The 17,436-nt window shown below is 43.6% G+C and carries 14 protein-coding genes and 1 rRNA gene; 11 read left to right on the plus strand and 4 right to left on the minus strand.

Annotated elements, in window-relative coordinates:
• Positions 1–23 precede the first annotated feature (23 nt).
• The 6 genes from rrf (at position 24) to FTU45_RS12930 (ending at position 6,011) form a co-directional block, all read left to right on the plus strand.
• Positions 24–138 (plus strand): 5S ribosomal RNA (gene rrf / locus FTU45_RS12905).
• Between the two features lie 163 nt (positions 139–301).
• Entirely contained in the window at positions 302–1,561 is a 1,260-nt protein-coding gene (locus FTU45_RS12910; RefSeq protein WP_257224045.1) for an esterase-like activity of phytase family protein, read from the plus strand.
• A 288-nt stretch (positions 1,562–1,849) separates the two neighbouring features.
• Positions 1,850–3,214 (plus strand): MFS transporter, encoded by a 1,365-nt coding sequence (locus FTU45_RS12915; protein ID WP_171294226.1) that lies wholly within the window; start codon positions 1,850–1,852, stop codon positions 3,212–3,214.
• A gap of 336 nt (positions 3,215–3,550) precedes the next feature.
• The gene (locus tag FTU45_RS12920; protein ID WP_074383777.1) at positions 3,551–4,900 is read left to right on the plus strand and encodes an aromatic acid/H+ symport family MFS transporter; all 1,350 of its coding nucleotides are present in this window, start codon (positions 3,551–3,553) and stop codon (positions 4,898–4,900) included.
• 95 nt (positions 4,901–4,995) lie between these two features.
• Positions 4,996–5,670, plus strand: coding sequence for a hypothetical protein (locus FTU45_RS12925; protein WP_159516523.1), 675 nt, complete (start codon positions 4,996–4,998; stop codon positions 5,668–5,670).
• Between the two features lie 17 nt (positions 5,671–5,687).
• Positions 5,688–6,011, plus strand: a complete 324-nt coding sequence (locus FTU45_RS12930) for an ankyrin repeat domain-containing protein (RefSeq protein ID WP_074383774.1) — start codon at positions 5,688–5,690, stop codon at positions 6,009–6,011.
• 47 nt (positions 6,012–6,058) lie between these two features.
• Here the strand turns inward: FTU45_RS12930 and FTU45_RS12935 are convergent, their stop codons facing one another.
• Both FTU45_RS12935 and FTU45_RS12940 read right to left on the minus strand, forming a co-directional pair.
• Positions 6,059–6,610, minus strand: coding sequence for a type 1 glutamine amidotransferase domain-containing protein (locus tag FTU45_RS12935; RefSeq protein ID WP_180076518.1), 552 nt, complete (start codon positions 6,608–6,610; stop codon positions 6,059–6,061).
• 379 nt (positions 6,611–6,989) lie between these two features.
• Positions 6,990–7,679 carry a TIGR04219 family outer membrane beta-barrel protein gene (locus FTU45_RS12940; protein ID WP_180076519.1) on the minus strand — a complete coding sequence of 230 codons (690 nt, stop codon included), beginning with the start codon at positions 7,677–7,679 and terminating at the stop codon, positions 6,990–6,992.
• Between the two features lie 135 nt (positions 7,680–7,814).
• On the opposite strand from FTU45_RS12940, the gene FTU45_RS12945 reads away from it, so the two are divergent.
• The 4 genes from FTU45_RS12945 (at position 7,815) to zupT (ending at position 12,356) form a co-directional block, all read left to right on the plus strand.
• Positions 7,815–9,263 carry an aldehyde dehydrogenase family protein gene (locus FTU45_RS12945; RefSeq protein ID WP_180050529.1) on the plus strand — a complete coding sequence of 483 codons (1,449 nt, stop codon included), beginning with the start codon at positions 7,815–7,817 and terminating at the stop codon, positions 9,261–9,263.
• A 596-nt stretch (positions 9,264–9,859) separates the two neighbouring features.
• Complete coding sequence (locus FTU45_RS12950; protein WP_074383770.1) at positions 9,860–11,335, plus strand: sodium-dependent transporter; 1,476 nt, start codon at positions 9,860–9,862, stop codon at positions 11,333–11,335.
• A 10-nt stretch (positions 11,336–11,345) separates the two neighbouring features.
• Positions 11,346–11,456, plus strand: a complete 111-nt coding sequence (locus tag FTU45_RS12955) for a methionine/alanine import family NSS transporter small subunit (protein ID WP_005173576.1) — start codon at positions 11,346–11,348, stop codon at positions 11,454–11,456.
• Positions 11,457–11,546: 90 nt separating this feature from the next.
• Complete coding sequence (gene zupT, locus FTU45_RS12960) at positions 11,547–12,356, plus strand: zinc transporter ZupT (RefSeq protein ID WP_180076520.1); 810 nt, start codon at positions 11,547–11,549, stop codon at positions 12,354–12,356.
• 71 nt (positions 12,357–12,427) lie between these two features.
• On the opposite strand, the gene rsmB is transcribed toward zupT, so the two are convergent.
• Positions 12,428–13,735, minus strand: a complete 1,308-nt coding sequence (gene rsmB / locus FTU45_RS12965; RefSeq protein WP_180076521.1) for a 16S rRNA (cytosine(967)-C(5))-methyltransferase RsmB — start codon at positions 13,733–13,735, stop codon at positions 12,428–12,430.
• A complete protein-coding gene (gene fmt, locus FTU45_RS12970) occupies positions 13,732–14,694 on the minus strand; it encodes a methionyl-tRNA formyltransferase (protein ID WP_180001778.1) in 963 nt (320 codons plus the stop codon). The genes rsmB and fmt overlap by 4 nt, the downstream gene beginning before the upstream one ends.
• A gap of 408 nt (positions 14,695–15,102) precedes the next feature.
• Here fmt and ilvD point away from each other — a divergent pair, with 408 nt between their 5' ends.
• Entirely contained in the window at positions 15,103–16,932 is a 1,830-nt protein-coding gene (gene ilvD / locus FTU45_RS12975) for a dihydroxy-acid dehydratase (RefSeq protein WP_180076522.1), read from the plus strand.
• Positions 16,933–17,436 lie beyond the last annotated feature (504 nt).

Consider the following 17,436-nt stretch of genomic DNA (forward strand, 5'->3'; position numbering starts at 1 on the left):
CGAACAAGTCCATAAACAGTTGTGCTGGCGACAATAGCAAGAGTGAACCACCTGATCCCTTCCCGAACTCAGAAGTGAAACCTCTTTGCGCTGATGGTAGTGTGGGGTTACCCATGTGAGAGTAAGTTATCGCCAGCTCATTATTCGAAACACCCCTAACTTAACAGTTGGGGGTGTTTTTTTTGCATGGGATAAAATTATTAAAATAAAACTGTCCTTAAAACTTCATCTCATCGCAACTGTCCTGTCATTCAAACTGTATTAAATAAGACGTCGACTTTATAAAAAGATGAATAGACGTATGAGAAAAATTTCTTTAAGTTTGCTGGCGGTCTCTGTATTCGCTCTGACGGCATGCAATGAATCCGATGATAAAACCCTTCAGCCCATCGAAAGCGTAACTGAACCAACTTTGGTGTCTTTTGCCAAACTGGATGTAGAGACCTATGCAGAAGGCCCTGATTCAGGACGAGATGTACGTGGAGCAAATGGTATTTTTCCTCCATTTTCAGGCCAGCCTGTACAGGGTTTTTCTGCTGCATTAAAGCAGCCGGATGGAACTTATCTGGTGATGTCGGATAATGGCTTTGGCTCGCAAGATAATTCTTCTGATTATTTATTGCGTTTGCATCATCTTTCTAGCGATTTCAGAACCAAGGCGGGCGGTACAGCAACTGTCAAACATTTATCTTACATTCAGCTTCGTGATCCGAACAAACTGATTCCTTTTGAAATTGTCCATCAGAATACTCAAGAGCGTTTATTGACAGGTGCTGACTTTGATCCGGAATCTATGCAGCGCGCGCCCAATGGCGATATCTGGATTGGAGATGAATTTGGCCCTTATTTATTACATTTTAGTGCAGATGGAATATTAAAAAGCCCGCCGATTGCTTTAGCTGATCCATTAGAAGCTGGAACTGAACTCAGATCTCCACAAAATCAGTTAAACAAGGGGACTACCGGTTATATTGACGGTTATATTGAACCTTTGGTACAGCGGAGTGGGGGCTTTGAAGGTATGGCAATTTCCCCCAATGGTCGCTATTTATATCCTTTACTTGAAAAACCTTTATTAAATGCCACGACGCCACAACTAATCATTTCAGAATTTGATCTGGAAAAGAAAGTTTATACTGGAAATTTCTATTATTTTGAGTTGGCTTCGAAAGCCTCTGCAATTGGTGATTTTCAGTTATTTAGTGCCAAAGAAGGTGTGATTATTGAACGTGATGACAGTGAAAATAATCTGGGCGGCTATAAAAAATTAATCAAGGTCAGATTGAATCAGTCCGGTGAGTCTGTCGCACGTGAAGAACTGGTTAATTTAATGGATCTGGCCAATCCAGATTTACTTTATGGTCCGGTACGTCCGGGAGATCTTGCCACCGGTCAGCGCTTTGGTTTTCCATTTCAGACCATTGAAGACATTATTATTGAAGGGCCTGATTTAATTACCGTCTTGAATGACAATAACTTTCCCGGTTCAAGTGGTCGTAATCGAAATCTGGCAGATGATAATGAAATTATTCAGATCCGATTAGCTCAAGCATTATATTAATTTCAGTTTTTTCTCAATTTTAAAACGTTCCCTGAGTCTGAGAACTCAGGGATTTTTATATCGAAGAAGTAGCTTGAATTGTTAAGAAATCATTAAAAACTGGACGCATGGGTTTAGAATTTTGAGCAAAGCTTAAGACTTTAGTCGCATATTGCCTGAAAATTAGCTGTGTTGAACTAAGTTGTTGCACGAACATGGCGATAAGAATCATTAAAAATAATAAATAAGAGTTAGTGGCATGTGTCGTGCTGAAAACAACGAATAATAACTCACAGGAGGTGAGTAAAAATGGTAGAAAACACGAAAATGGCAGCAAATACGGTTAGTGTGAATGATGTGATTGATCAGGCAAAATTCACGAAATTTCACTTAAGCATTGTATTGTGGTGTTTGTTTATTGTTCTATTTGACGGGTATGATTTAGCAATTAACGGTGTCGTTCTGCCTCTACTGATGCAGGAGTGGGGCATGAGTGCTGTTGAAGCAGGCATGCTTGCCAGTACAGCACTAGCCGGCATGATGTTTGGTGCCATGCTGTTTGGGATGCTTGCAGACAAAATCGGTCGTAAAAAAGTGATTTTAATTTGTGTCACTTTATTTAGTGCTTTTACATTTTTGGGTGGATTTACCACCACTCCAACAGAGTTTGGTATTTTACGTTTTATTGCCGGCTTGGGCATAGGCGGGGTATTACCTAACCTGGTTGCTTTAACCTCTGAATATGCACCTAAACGTTTAAAAAGTACACTTGTAACCACCATGTTTAGTGGTTATGCCGTAGGTGGGATTATGGCTGCATTATGTGGTACATGGTTTACTCCAAGTTTTGGTTGGGAAATTATGTTCTTCATTGCAGGTATTCCCTTACTTTTTGTTCCATTGTTTTGGAAGTTCTTACCTGAGTCTCTAACTTTCTTGGTTAAAGAACAAAAAATGAATGAGGCACGTCATTTTATAAAACGAGTTGAGCCAACTGCAGACGTACGAGCAGACACTGAACTGGTTCTAGCCACAGGCGATCAGACACAAAGTGCATCAGTAAAAGCGTTATTTACAGAAAATCGTGCAATGGGAACATTCTTATTCTGGATTGCTTTCTTTATGTGCTTGCTCATGCTTTATGCACTTGGAAGTTGGCTGCCAAAACTCATGATGGCTGCGGGATATTCTTTAGGCAGCAGTTTAATGTTCTTATTAGCACTGAATATTGGTGCCGTGATCGGAACCATTAGCGGTGGTATTCTGGCAGACCGTTTTGACTTTAAACCTGTTCTTATTAGTATGTTAACTGTGGGTGTACTGTCTCTGGTTGGTTTAGGCTTTAACTCTCCAACACCTGTTATTTATTTACTTGTCAGTTTGGCAGGTGCTTCATCTATTGGTACCAGTATCTTGTTATATAGCTATGTTGCTCAATACTATCCTGTTGCAGTACGTTCTACCGGTATTGGTTGGGCGTCTGCTGTGGGGCGTACAGGTGCAATTGTGGGTCCAATTGTGATTGGTATGCTGCTGGGTATGGAATTACCACATAAATGGAATTTCATCGCGGTTGCCATGCCGGGTATTATTGGTATCATCGCTATTTCAATGATTCGTCAACCACAACCCGGTCGCGTTCAGGTGAAACAATTAAAAGCAGCCAAAATTTAAACGATCCTCATAGATTCATTCAGTTTAAAAAACCCCTTTGTCTGAAGGGGTTTTTTATATCTTTAGTATGAAATAAAACCACTCAAAAAAAGTGATTGAGCTAAAAAATCTACAAATTCTGCTTAAATTAAAGTCATTATTATTAATGGCTTAAAATTTAATTTTAATAATAATGTGACATATCACGCAAATAAATGGCATTACATTTGTCATAGCAGAATATCAATTAGTCTTATTGTGCCTTAAATCCCGCTTGCGTATATTGCCTGACATTGAAGATTGCCTTCAATCTTCAACAAAGATGTTATGGACAAGTACTCATGGGAGATGAGAACGATGACAACGGAAAAAATAGATGTAAATTCTGTAGTCGATAATGCGAAATTCACGCCTTTCCACTTCAATGTAGTTGCTTGGTGTTTACTTATTATCTTATTTGATGGCTACGATTTAGCAATCAATGGTGTGGTTTTACCCTTACTGATGCAAGACTGGGGCTTAAGTGCAGTGCAAGCGGGCATGCTTGCAAGTACCGCACTGGCTGGCATGATGTTTGGTGCGATGATCTTCGGTTCCCTCGCGGACAAGATCGGTCGTAAGAAAGTGATCATGATCTGTATTGTATTATTCAGTGGTTTAACTTTTGCGGGTGGCTTTGCCTCAAATCCAACCGAATTCGGTATTTTACGTTTTCTTGCCGGTCTGGGTATTGGTGGGGTCATGCCGAATCTGGTGGCATTGACTTCGGAATATGCGCCACAAAAAATGCGCAGTACCTTGGTAACCACCATGTTTAGTGGTTATGCCGTCGGTGGTGTAATGGCTGCGTTGTTGGGTTCATGGTTTACCCCAAGTTTTGGTTGGGAAATCATGTTCTTTATCGCGGGTATTCCATTATTTTTATTACCAGTGATCTGGAAATTTTTGCCTGAATCGCTGGCATTTATTGTGAAGCAAAACAAGCAGGCTGAAGCACGTCAAATCGTACGTCGTCTGGCACCAAATCTAACGGTTACCGAGAATACAACGCTTACCCTGCCACAGGAAAATGTGCCTGAAGCAGCGAACGTGGTGAGCTTGTTCCGTCGTGGCCGTGCGGTCAATACCTTATTGTTCTGGGTCGCGTTCTTCACTTGTCTGTTAACCATGTATGCTTTAAGTAGCTGGTTACCGAAGTTGATGATGGCAGCCGGCTACTCGATGGACAACAGTCTGATGTTCATGATGGTGATGAACGTGGGTGCGGTCGTGGGTATTGTGGGTGGTGGTATTCTGGCGGATCGTTTCCACTTGAAACCGGTACTGATGTTCCTGGGTATTATGGGTGCGATTGTGATGAGCCTGATGGGCTTCGCATCTAACCAATTCTTACTTTACATCCTGGTGTTTCTGGCGGGTGCAGCGTCGATTGGTTCACAAATGTTGCTATATAGCTATGTTGCGCAGTTCTACCCGCTTGCGGTACGTTCGACAGGCATTGGCTGGTCTTCTGCGATTGGTCGTATGGGCGCGATTGTAGGGCCGATCCTGATTGGTGGTTTGCTTGGTATGAACCTGCCTGCTTACTTCAACTTTATGGCAGTCGGCTTACCGGTTCTGATTACTGCAATTGCGGTTGCGTTAATCATGCATGACAATGAATCTGAAAAGATTGGTGCAATTGAGCCAGCAGTGTCTAAAGCTTAAAGCTAAGTTTTTAAATAAGAAGCCTCCGAAAGGGGGCTTTTTTATTATTATCATTAAATGATAAATTTTAAAAATATTAAAAAAGTGATAAATAAATGAACCTAAATGATCGTTTTAAGAAGTTTGCGGATTCTGAATATGAATCGATAGATGATATACAGGATATTAAATTTATAGGGCGTAAGGCAGATTATTTTGCTTTTGAGCGCTCATGGATTTTGGAAGTCAAATTTTTAGAAAAAGATAGACAGAGTACAATTAATGACTTTACAAATGATCAAGTAGATAAAGATCAGGATTTCCCAGAATTTTTTGGGACTGTACATATTGAAGAGTTGATCCAAAAACATAAAGATCCTAATTTTATTAGAAATAAATTATGTGATTATGCCTCTCGAAATTTGCGATCACTTCTTTCATCAGCAGATAAACAAATCTCTGAAACTAAAAAAGCTATAGGAAAAGATGATTGCACAGGGATATTAGTTCTTCTAAATGAAAGAAATGATTTTCATGATCAAGATTTTATTTACCAAGAAATAAGTCGTCTATTACATAGAAAAGATGAACAAGGCAATATTCAAAGAAAACATATACAGGGTGTATGGTATATCCATGAATATAAAGAAAATAATAAAAGAAATGTTTTCTCTAGTTTTTTAATGGGTCCTACAGCTAATATTGAGTCAGTTAAATCATTAGGAAATTTTTTGCACATGGATTGGATTAGTTATAATGGATATGCTTTTATACCCTCAGACTTAAAATAAATCTTGAGGTAGATTCTATGCAATTCGACTCATTCTCCCCAATCCCTGAAGATGATGACGAATTACATCTTCCTGAACTGGTGTACTGGGCTTCTTTAGGCGATGTTGAACAGGTCGAGCAAGGCTTGCAAGAAGGTCTGGATGTCAACTCTGTCGATGACGAAGGCTATAGTGCTTTACAGGCCGCTGCTGAAAATGATCATCTGGAAGTGGTCAAACTCTTGGTCAGCAAGGGTGCTGATATTGCACATCGCAGTCCTAATACTGCTTTAGAATTGGCCGAAATGGCAGGCAATAAAGAAGTGATGGTTTATCTAAAAAGCTTGACCGGAACTATTTAAAGCAAAAGAGAACCTTAATCATGAGGTTCTCTTTTTATGGTAGGAACTTAGGTAGCATCGCCTTCAAGTTCTTTTAAAATGGCTTCATTAAAGGCCGGAAGATCATCCGGATTGCGTGAAGTAATCAGTACCCAGTCGCCGGTATTACAGCGATGCACTTCTTCATCGACCCATTTTCCGCCGGCATTTTCCAGATCCAGCTTGATGCTTTTATACGAGGTCAGATTCTTGTCTTTAATTCGATCTGCATCAATTAAGGCCCATGGCCCGTGACAAATCGCCGCAATCGGTTTGTGATTGTCGGCAAAGTGCTGAATAATTTTCTGGGCATCCTGATTAATTCTTAAAGTATCTGCGTTGACTGTACCACCTGGAATCACCAACAGATCATAATCATTCAGGTCGACATGGTCGAAACTGGTATCAGGCGTATATTGGGTAGCAGCTTTGGTATCACCTTTGACAGTGGCTACATCTTCATTTTTTTCTGCAGCATGAATCACTTCAAAACCTTTGGACTTTAAAAAATTTAAAGGCTCAGTCAGTTCATCATGTTCAATACCTTGATTGGATGTAATAAAGAGGACCTTTTTTACCATGATTGCTGTTCCCAAAAAATGTGAGGATTTTTAGCTTAACAACAAGCCGATTTTTACAATGTTGGAGTTTTAACTCGGAACTGTTAAGCAATGATAAATAAAGCAATGCACAGAAAAAGAAATAGCAGAAAAAAAGCCCCAACATCCTGTTGGGGCTTTTTCCGTATCTCGTGATTTAGGTATAACTCCTGTCGTACCTCACGTCCTGATGCTTGCTTATTCTTGTTGTTTTTAGGTTTTCGGAGCATCCTGCTCTCTATGTGTCTAAAGTAATACACAAGCAGATTTTGTACCAGCAGCAGATTGCGCTTATTGTTGTACGCTTTGACTTACATGAACGCAGAGAAATTGAGCACGACCAGCTGCTGAATTCTTGGCATCAAAAATGTACATCTAAGCCAATATACGGGCCTTTAAATTCCAGCTGTAAATCTGGACGTTGATCCTGTTGAAAATCTACCGTCATCATGCGATAACCGATTTTGGCACCGACATCGACCAGCAGATTATCAATAAAATCATATTGTAACTCAGCCTGTACATCGGTCTTTTTACTATCGCTGCCATGACTGTAAACGGCTTCTGCTTTGGCACTCAGTCCGGTAAATGGCAATTTAACCCCTGCAGTTGCATAGAGCAGTGGAGTGTATTCATCCAGATCGTATTGCGTGAAAGCCCCGGTATTCAGGTTTTTTACCGTACCCTCCAGATTGCTTAAGCCTGCGCCTATATCGGCATGTACCACGGTATCCAGCAATTCGTAATACAGAATATAGTCAATATTCTTCAGTTCGATTTCTGAGGCATTGATCGGAGTGCTTTGTTCGCTGTTGCTGTCCAGATTGACATATTTGATTTTGGCATTCGGTAAAAGCGGAATCGGATGTTCAAAAGCCACGGACAGCTGCGCCGTACCTTGTCGATCCAGATCATGTTTCATACTGCTATTTTCGCTATAACCGTTAAAATTCCAGTAGCTGAGATCGGCTTTTGCCCCGATGAAATCTGCATGACTGAGCGTGCTTAATCCAAAACTGAAGAATAATGTGGCGAGTATTTTTGTCTGCATGACAGTGAGTCCCTAAAGCTTTATTAAAATTGAGCGTGTCTGGTTACTTAAAAACATCTTCTTAATATTTATCAGCAAGTGCATGATATAGAGAATTTCAAAAATGTATATCCTAGGATTTTGAAGGACTAAAAAATGCGATCTACAGCAGTACAACAGTGTAAAGACTATTCATTCTATGTGGCTGGTCAGGCGGTTCAGACCGGAGAATGGCTAGAGGTTAAACATAAATATACGCAAGCACTCTATGCACGTGTCGCTTTGGCCGATGCCAAAAGTCTGGAGCAGGCCATTCAGTCTGCCCTAGACACCGAGGCAGAGATGGCGGCTTTAGAACCCTTTCAAAAACAGAAAATTCTACTGCATTGTGTAGGCCGCTTTCATGAAATACGCGAAGAACTGACTGAAATTCTGATTGCAGAAGGCGGTAAACCGCGCAAAGCGGCAGAAGCCGAAGTCGAGCGTCTGATTAATACCTTTCAAATTGCCGCAGATGCCGTGACTCAAATCGATCAGGGACGTATGCTGCCTTTGGCTGTAACCGCGGCAGCATCGGGGTATCAGGGTATGGTTAAGCAGGTGCCGATTGGCGCAGTGTCTTTAATCAGCCCTTTTAATTTCCCCTTAAATCTGACCGCCCATAAAATTGCACCGGCGATTGCTGCCGGTTGTCCTTTTGTGTTGAAACCCGCCAGTCTGACGCCGATTTCTGCCTTGAAAATTGCCGAGATTCTGGCGGAAACCGATTTGCCGAAAGGCGCATTTTCAGTTTTACCCTGTCCGCGCGAGCTGGCCGATGTGCTGGTCACCGATGACCGTTTTAAATTACTCAGTTTTACCGGTTCCGATGTGGTGGGTTGGGATATGAAAGCGCGAGCTGGCCGCAAAAAAGTGGTTCTGGAGCTGGGCGGTAATGCCGCAGTGATGATCGAGCCGGATACCGAAATTAATGATGCCTTGATTACCCGTCTGGTTGGCGGTGCTTATGGTCATGCCGGGCAGGTCTGTATCAGTGTGCAGCGCATTCTGGTGCATCAGGATATTTATGCCGAAGTCAGAGATAAACTGCTTGCAAAACTCAAACATCTGAAAGCCACCGATCCAAATCTGAGCACAACTTTGGTGGGGCCGATGATCAAGGAAGCAGAAGCCAAACGCCTGAAAAAATGGCTGGAAAAAGCACTGAAAAAGGATGCCAGAATTCTGGCAGGTGGTGAGCTGGATGGAGTGATGTTCGCACCGACTTTATTGGAAAACGTGGATCATAATCTGGAAATTTACCGTGATGAAGTCTTTGGTCCGGTGGCGATGATTGAACCTTATCCTGATTTTGAAGCGGGGATTGCCTGTATCAATCGTAGCCGTTTTGGCTTGCAGGCCGGAGTTTATACCCAGAACTTGAACAAGATGCTGTATGCCTGGGATCATCTGCATGTCGGCGGGGTCATTATCAATGACATTCCATCTTTCCGGGTGGACAACATGCCCTATGGTGGGGTGAAGGATTCAGGTTTAGGCCGTGAAGGGATTCAATCTGCCATTCGCGATATGCAGGAAGAACGGATGCTGGTGATTAAATCTTAAGTAAATGACATCAATCGCTCAGATTCTATAATGAATTTGCTGCAGGTCAGACCGGGGTATTGCAGTCCATTTTCAGATGTCAAAGATGCACGTGGAGCAGGGCGATCAGATCTCTGCTCCGCGCATTTCAGCTATAGAGTGGCTCACATCGCGATAAGCCTTTGACTCGAATTCTTCTATAAATATAAGGCGATTTGGATGATCGCAGCATGAGCTTTGCTTGACTGCGGTTCTGTAGTCAAACTTAAGAAAGATATATTCCAAAAAGTTTGTCAATATATAGCCTATAAAATCAGGTGGGTTTCGTTGAATTATTGAACGCTTAATTCGAATAGATTATAAATAACGAATATTTTCAGCAGAATTTACAGAAAAAATTTAAAAAAGTCAGTATTGTTGAACCATCTACAAGGTCAGCTTTTCGATCAGACTTTAAGCAAGATGTAAGACCTGCTGACCTGTTTGTACATTAGAATTCGACGCCCAAAAGGTGCAGCTCTAATCCAAACACCCGAAATAATTGAAATGCTTCTTTATTTGCTTGCGCTATAACCATAACAAGCAGCATCTGAAGGGGTTTAAAGTTTAGGTGTTCTATGACAGAAACTCGTGAGAATTGGTCTGCACGATCAGGATTCATTATTGCAGCCATTGGTTCCGCCGTTGGCTTGGGAAATATCTGGCGTTTCCCTTATGTGGCTTATGAAAATGGGGGTGGGGCTTTCCTGATCCCTTACCTGATTGCGATTTTTGCAGCAGGTTTGCCTTTATTGTTTTTAGACTATGCGGTCGGACACAAGTTCCGTAAAGCACCACCCATGGCCTATAAAAAACTCATGAATGCCGAATCCTTGGGGTGGTGGCAGGTGATGGTGACCCTGATCATCGGGATTTATTATGCCAGCGTCTTGTCCTGGGCCGGCAGTTATATGTTCTATTCCTTTGGACAGCAGTGGGGCACAGATACCCAAGACTTTTTCTTTAACACTTATCTGCAAAATGGTGAAGGTTTAAGTTTAGGTTTTGTTCCTGTCCTGTTTTTCGGTCTGGTGGTTGTTTGGGCTGCGGTGATGCTGATTCTTTACGGTGGGGTACGCCGTGGGGTGGAACTGGCGAATAAAATCTTTATGCCACTTCTGGTAATTTTATTTTCTATTCTGGTGATTCAGGCAGTACGCTTACCGGGTGCAGTCGACGGCTTAAATGCTTTCTTTACGCCGAACTGGGAGGCCATGAGCAACTATAAAGTCTGGCTGGCCGCATTTGGTCATATCTTCTTCTCACTGTCGGTGGGCTTTGGGATTATGTTGACCTATGCCTCTTATTTGAAACGCAAAACCAACTTGACCGGTTCTGGGATCGTGGTGGCACTGGCCAACTCATCCTTTGAAATTCTGGCGGGTATTGGTGTATTTGCAGCGCTTGGTTTTATGGCCTTCAGCGCAGGTGCAAATGTTGAAGATGTTGTATCTGGCGGTATTGGTCTGGCCTTTATTGCTTTCCCGAAAATCATTTCCAGTTTAGGTGCAGGCGGTGACCTGTTTGGCTTCCTGTTCTTTGCTTCATTGACCGTTGCCGGTATTACCTCGATGGTCAGTATCCTGCAAGTTCCGATTGCCGCATTCCAGGACAAACTGGGCTGGTCGAAGAACAAGTCAGTCACGATTATTGCCGGTGGTTCAGCGGTGATTTCTACCTTGATGTTCTCGACCCATAGTGCGATTACCTTTGTCGACATTATTGACTACTTTGCCAATAATATCGGTATTGTCGGTGGTGGTTTGATCTCCATTATTCTGTTGTCGTGGTTCCGTCGTCCATTGATGAAACAGCTGGAAGGCCATGTGAATCAGTTTGCCAGCGTGAAACTTGGTCGCAGCTGGAACTTCATGCTGACCGTCATCACGCCGTTGTCCTTATTAATGGCATTGGGTCTGACCCTGAAATCGATCATGGCAGAAGGTTATGGTGGCTATGCTGCCAGCACCCTATGGATGGTGGGTGGAGGTGTCATGGCATTCTTTATTCTGGGCGCCATTCTGTTCAGTCTGGTCAAAGACCGTCATAGCTAGGAGAGCGACTATGAATACATCTGCACTGGTGATGATGATCATCTCTATCGTTTTATTGTGGGGTGGTCTGGTACTGTCCGTGATTCATCTGGCAAAAAATCCGGAAGAACCAGAAGACTAAAAATCTTCACATAAACCTACTGTTTTACTGTAAACGAAAGTCATTATCATCTATGGTGATAATGACTTTTTTAATGGCTGACGATTTGGCATGATTTCCGTTTCAGATGGACAAGTCTATACAGCCTTTGCCGTGACCTTCTTCGCTGGGCTTGCCACCGTGTTGGGTGGGGGACTGATACTCTTCTTAAAAAAACCCAATTTCCGTCTGCTGGCCTTTGGTCTGGCCTTTGCCGCGGGCGCCATGATCTATGTCTCTTTAACCGAAATTCTGAATAAATCGATTGCCTCCTTTAGTCTGGCTTTTGATGGAAAAACCGGTTTTGCCTTTGGCACCTTTGCATTTTTGTTGGGTGTGATTCTGGTGTTATTGCTGGATCATTTTGTGCCGAATCCGCATGAAACCCTTGAAACGCATGCCAGTGAAGGCGTCAGTTCACCGCAACTATTGCGTACCGGCATGCTGACTTTATTCGCCATTAGCGCACATAACCTGCCAGAAGGTCTGGCGACCTTTTTTGCCACGCTGGAAAGTCCTGCCTTGGGTGCGCCTTTGGCGGTGGCAATTGCGATTCATAATATCCCGGAAGGTGTGGCAATTGCCTTGCCAGTGTATATGGCGACGGGACGCAAAGATTATGCACTCTGGGCCAGTCTGGTGTCGGGACTGGCTGAACCTTTGGGTGCCGCCTTGGGTTACTTTATTCTGGCACCTTATATGAGCGATACAGTATATGGTCTGGTCTTTGGTTTAATTGGCGGGGTGATGGTCTATCTGGCACTGGACGAGTTATTGCCGACCGCAAAACGTTATTCCGAAGGGCATGAAACGGTATATGGACTGGTGAGCGGTATGGCTGCGCTGGCCAGCAGTCTGGTGATCTTTAAGTTTATTCAGTAAGTCCTGTTGCCATCCGGCAACTCCATAAAAAAAGCAGCCTAAGCTGCTTTTTTTGATTGTAAACTAATGATTTATGCGGTCTTTTCAATACGGCAATAGAAGAAACCGTCGCCTTGATCGGCTGTTGGTAACAACTGACGACCGTGAATCTGTTCGATGCCCCAATCGGCTTCAATCTTGATTTCTTTGGCATCGCTATGCTGGGCAAAGAACTCGACCATCTGCTGTTCATTTTCCGCTTTTAGAATCGAACAGGTGATGTACAGCAAAGTACCACCCACTTTTAGCTGCTGCCACATATTTTCCAGAATCTGCTTTTGCAGCGCGACGGTTTGCGGAATATCTGTGGAATGACGCAGCAAGCGAATATCCGGATGACGACGGATGACACCAATCGCAGAACATGGTGCATCCAGTACGATACAGTCGACCGGTTCAGGCGCTGTCCAGCTAATGGCATCGGCTGCAATAATTTCAACTTCGGCATAATCAGTTAACAGTAAGCGTTCCAGATTTTCTGCCACACGAACCAAACGTTTCGCGTCCTGATCAATTGCATAAAGTTTTTTCGGACTATACTTTTCCAGAATGTGTGCAGTCTTACCACCCGGTGCAGCGCAGGCATCTACTACAACTTTTCCTTCCAGATCAGGTATTAAGGTTGCACATAGCTGGGCGTGTTCATCCTGAACCGAGAAGCCGCCGGCTTCATAGCCCGGCAGGTTTGGAATATGCACATTCTGTTCCAGTACAATCCCGACTTCAGACAGGCTGCAAGCACGTGCTTCATAGCCTTCTTCTTCCAGAATTTCCAGATATTCATCACGGCTAACCTGATTGACATTAACACGCAAGGTCAGCGGTGCAATCTGTTTTAACTCGTGCGACAGTTCAGCCAGCTGTTCCGGCCAGTCTTTCTTTAAACGTTTGAATAACCAGCTTGGCAGGCCATGTGCCTGATTTAACGCCAGATCAAATTCTTCTGTTTCACGTGAAACACGACGTAACACCGCATTGACCAGACCACTTAAAGGTTCAAAGCCCAGCTGTTTGGCGGCAGTCACGGTTTCTGAAATGGCGGCATGTGCCGGAATGCGGGTACATAGAATCTGATATAAACCCAAATATAAGCAGCTTTCTAGGGCCTGGTTATCAAGGGGTTTAGTTAATAACGGCAGGGTAATGGCTTTCAGGCCATGCCACTGACGTAAACAGCCCAAGGTTAACTCGTGATATAAACCACGGTCACGTTCAGACACAATGTTGATATGTTGATTGAGTACAGAAGCAAGTGATTGGCCATTTTGTACAGCCAAGAGTGTTTTGACAACTTGCGCGCGCAAATTCAAGTTTTTAGCTGATGATTGAATTTGGCTCATGCGAATTTATATCCTACCGATAGTTTTTGAGTTTGATTAATTTGAACAGCATTCAGGGCTTTGCCACCTGGCCATTGCAGATTGGTGATGCAAATGGCGTTCTGATCACCACACATCACATGTACGCCGTCTTTATCCAGAGCAATTACTTCACCTGCCACTGCAGCGGTTGCCTGCTGGGTAGAAAGTGATGAATTCCAGATGCGTAAATTGTTACTGTCATCCAGCGGGGTAAAGGCCACCGGCCAGGGATTAAAGGCGCGAATATTCCGGTCAATCTCTGCCGCAGGCTGGCTCCAGTTGATTTGTGCTTCCGCTTTTGAAAGTTTATGTGCGTAAACCGTAAGTGCTTCGTCTTGCACTTCACGTTCAGCCAAATATTTTTGTAAGCTTTCTTCAGACTCAAGTACCTGAACGGTAGCTTCAGCACCTTTAACAGCAAGTTTGTCGTGTAAGGTTGCAGAGGTATCTGTCGCTTCAATTGGGCAGATGGTTTTCAGCATCATATCGCCTGTGTCCAAGCCTGCTGCCATTTTCATGATGGTTACACCAGTCTCGGTATCGCCGGTGGCAATGGCACGTTGAATCGGTGCTGCACCGCGCCAGCGCGGAAGTAATGAACCATGAATATTCAGACAGCCATATTTGGGTGTATCCAGAACCACTTGTGGCAGAATCAGGCCATAGGCCGCCACCACCATCACATCTGCATTTAAGGCTTTGAGTTCTGCTTGCGCTGCCAGACCTTCTTCAGTCGATGACTTGAAGTGCAAAGGCTGATAGACCGGAATATTGTGTTCTAGCGCCAACTGCTTGACTGCAGATGCCGTGAGTTTTTGCCCGCGTCCGGCTTTGCGGTCAGGCTGGGTATAGACCGCCACAATTTCATGCTCGGTTTTGAGTAGCGTAGCCAATGCAGTCGCTGCAAATTCTGGTGTGCCTGCAAATATGATCTTCACACATGAAATTCCAAATAAACTTAAAAGCTATTATAAGCCAAAAGCCAAATTTCAGCCTAATCGTTGCAAAAACTTATTGGATAAGACCGGTGAGTACTTGAATTTCAGTGGAATTTTTATATAAAAAAAACTCATGCAAATTGTAAAAATTATTCATGAAAGTTTTGTATTGTCCTGATGATGATGGCGGTATAGTAGATTTCATCAAGAAATTTTTATCGTCAGATCATTACGACCTCTCTATAGACATTTTTACCTGCATCTACAACCAAAGGGCCATCTTGTAAAACAAGGGCTTGTAGTATGATAGGTGTAAAATTCAACTGATTTAAGCTCCTTGTCAGTATGATTTAGCCAGAGTGGATCTGTCCGGTTCATTTCAAGCTCAAACTTTGTTGGAAATATAAAATGCCTGACTATCGTTCAAAAACATCGACACACGGAAGAAATATGGCTGGCGCACGCGGTTTATGGCGTGCTACCGGAATGAAAGATGAAGATTTCGGTAAGCCGATTATTGCGGTGGTGAACTCGTTCACCCAGTTTGTACCGGGTCATGTGCATCTCAAAGACCTGGGGCAGCTGGTGGCACGTCAAATTGAAGCGTCAGGCGGTGTGGCAAAAGAATTTAATACCATTGCAGTCGATGACGGCATCGCGATGGGTCATGACGGCATGCTGTATTCATTGCCTTCGCGTGACCTGATTGCAGACTCAGTTGAATACATGGTCAATGCGCATTGCGCCGATGCCATGGTGTGTATCTCAAACTGTGACAAAATCACCCCGGGCATGTTGATGGCTGCGATGCGCCTGAACATTCCGGTGGTATTTGTCTCTGGTGGCCCGATGGAAGCAGGTAAAGTCCAAATCCGTGGTAATGAACAGGCGATTGACCTTGTTGATGCGATGATCGTGGCTGCTGATGACAACTATACTGACGAAGAAGTCAAAGCCTATGAACGTTCTGCATGTCCAACCTGTGGTTCATGTTCAGGAATGTTCACGGCCAACTCCATGAACTGCTTAACCGAAGCGCTTGGTTTATCTTTACCGGGCAATGGCTCTACGCTGGCAACCCATGCCAACCGTAAAAAATTATTCGAGCGTGCAGGTCAGTTGATTGTGGAAATCACCAAGCGTCATTATGAGCAAAATGATTACAGCGTATTGCCGCGTAATGTTGCAACCAAAGCATCGTATGAAAATGCCATGACTTTAGATATCGCGATGGGGGGTTCAACCAACACGGTTCTTCATTTATTGGCTGCTGCACACGAAGCAGAAGTTGACTTCACCATGGACGACATTGATCGTTTATCGCGTAAAGTGCCAGTGCTATGTAAAGTTGCACCTGCGGTTAAAAATGTTCACATGGAAGATATTCACCGTGCCGGCGGCATTATGTCAATCCTCGGTGAATTAGACCGTGGCGGCTTACTCGATACCTCTGTACCTACCGTACATGAAGCGACCTTAAAAGATGCTTTAGACAAGTGGGATATTATCCGTACTGAAAATGAAGAGGTGTATAACTTCTTCAAATCGGCGCCGGGCGGTGTACCAACACAAACTGCATTCTCACAAGATCGTTACTACACCCGTTTAGATGGTGACCGTGAAAATGGTGTGATTCGTAATGTTGAACATGCCTTCTCGCAAGATGGTGGTTTAGCCGTCCTTTATGGCAACATCGCACTGGATGGTTGTATCGTCAAAACAGCAGGCGTGGACGACTCCATCTTAAAATTCAATGGCACAGCACGTGTCTTTGAGAGCCAGGATTCTGCTGTAGACGCGATTTTAGGTGGCAAAATTACCGCAGGTGATGTGGTGGTGATCCGTTACGAAGGTCCACGTGGTGGTCCGGGTATGCAAGAAATGCTGTATCCAACCAGTTACTTAAAATCGAAAGGCTTAGGTAAGGATTGTGCGCTTGTCACCGATGGTCGTTTCTCTGGTGGTTCATCAGGTCTTTCCATTGGTCACGTTTCTCCTGAAGCTGCGGAAGGCGGTGCGATTGGTCTGGTTGAAGATGGCGACCGTATCGAAATTGATATTCCAAACCGTAGCATTCATTTAGCGGTTGAAGATTCGGTGATGGCTGAACGCCGTGCAGCGCAAGAAGCGAAAGGCTGGCAGCCTGCTGAACAGCGTCCGCGTAAAGTGTCTAAAGCACTGAAAGCTTATGCGATGCATACCACCAGTGCCTCGAAAGGTGCGGTACGTGATATCTAATTTGTAATTTTACAGATTTAAAAGGCATTCCAGATGGGGTGCTTTTTTTTATATAAGAAACTATTTTTAGACTTTCCAAATTTTGCCCAGTGGAGCGCGACAGGAAGCCGCACGTTTGCCCGTATGGCAGGGATGCCATATCGGGCAAACAAAGGGGCTTTCTTGCGGAGCTGTGTTCCTCATTTTGCCCAGTCAAAAGTAAAAAGTGCCTACGAGATAGCATTAAAAATTACTCAGGTAATTTGAGGCTGTATGGTAAAAAAATCGAAGATCCACTTAAAATCAAAGCGTTAATAACTTTAAAAGTTCTGATGATCTTTGTGCAGGCAGAATCTTACTTTTGACGGCGCAAAAGTAACAAAACGCTCTTGTTCCGCTAACTTTACTTCCCTGTAGAGTAGCGAAACGGCGACATCCATGTCGCTTGATCATGTGATTAAAATTTTTTAAGTATTCATCAAAATGTTTTTCTATAGGGTAATTTCTTTTACATGCCGAATGCTT

This window comes from Acinetobacter sp. YH12106 (assembly GCF_013418995.1).
Classification (GTDB): domain Bacteria; phylum Pseudomonadota; class Gammaproteobacteria; order Pseudomonadales; family Moraxellaceae; genus Acinetobacter; species Acinetobacter pseudolwoffii.

What these genes read in the sequence shown, in the direction of transcription:
- FTU45_RS12910 (WP_257224045.1), top strand. Translation starts at nt 302, where the DNA reads ATGAGAAAAATTTCTTTAAGTTTGCTGGCGGTCTCTGTATTCGCTCTG.
- FTU45_RS12950 (WP_074383770.1), top strand. Translation starts at nt 9,860, where the DNA reads ATGACAGAAACTCGTGAGAATTGGTCTGCACGATCAGGATTCATTATT.
- FTU45_RS12925 (WP_159516523.1), top strand. Translation starts at nt 4,996, where the DNA reads ATGAACCTAAATGATCGTTTTAAGAAGTTTGCGGATTCTGAATATGAA.
- FTU45_RS12915 (WP_171294226.1), top strand. Translation starts at nt 1,850, where the DNA reads ATGGTAGAAAACACGAAAATGGCAGCAAATACGGTTAGTGTGAATGAT.
- FTU45_RS12955 (WP_005173576.1), top strand. Translation starts at nt 11,346, where the DNA reads ATGAATACATCTGCACTGGTGATGATGATCATCTCTATCGTTTTATTG.
- ilvD (WP_180076522.1), top strand. Translation starts at nt 15,103, where the DNA reads ATGCCTGACTATCGTTCAAAAACATCGACACACGGAAGAAATATGGCT.
- zupT (WP_180076520.1), top strand. Translation starts at nt 11,547, where the DNA reads ATGATTTCCGTTTCAGATGGACAAGTCTATACAGCCTTTGCCGTGACC.
- FTU45_RS12935 (WP_180076518.1), bottom strand. Translation starts at nt 6,610, where the DNA reads ATGGTAAAAAAGGTCCTCTTTATTACATCCAATCAAGGTATTGAACAT.
- rsmB (WP_180076521.1), bottom strand. Translation starts at nt 13,735, where the DNA reads ATGAGCCAAATTCAATCATCAGCTAAAAACTTGAATTTGCGCGCGCAA.
- FTU45_RS12920 (WP_074383777.1), top strand. Translation starts at nt 3,551, where the DNA reads ATGACAACGGAAAAAATAGATGTAAATTCTGTAGTCGATAATGCGAAA.
- FTU45_RS12940 (WP_180076519.1), bottom strand. Translation starts at nt 7,679, where the DNA reads ATGCAGACAAAAATACTCGCCACATTATTCTTCAGTTTTGGATTAAGC.
- FTU45_RS12945 (WP_180050529.1), top strand. Translation starts at nt 7,815, where the DNA reads ATGCGATCTACAGCAGTACAACAGTGTAAAGACTATTCATTCTATGTG.
- FTU45_RS12930 (WP_074383774.1), top strand. Translation starts at nt 5,688, where the DNA reads ATGCAATTCGACTCATTCTCCCCAATCCCTGAAGATGATGACGAATTA.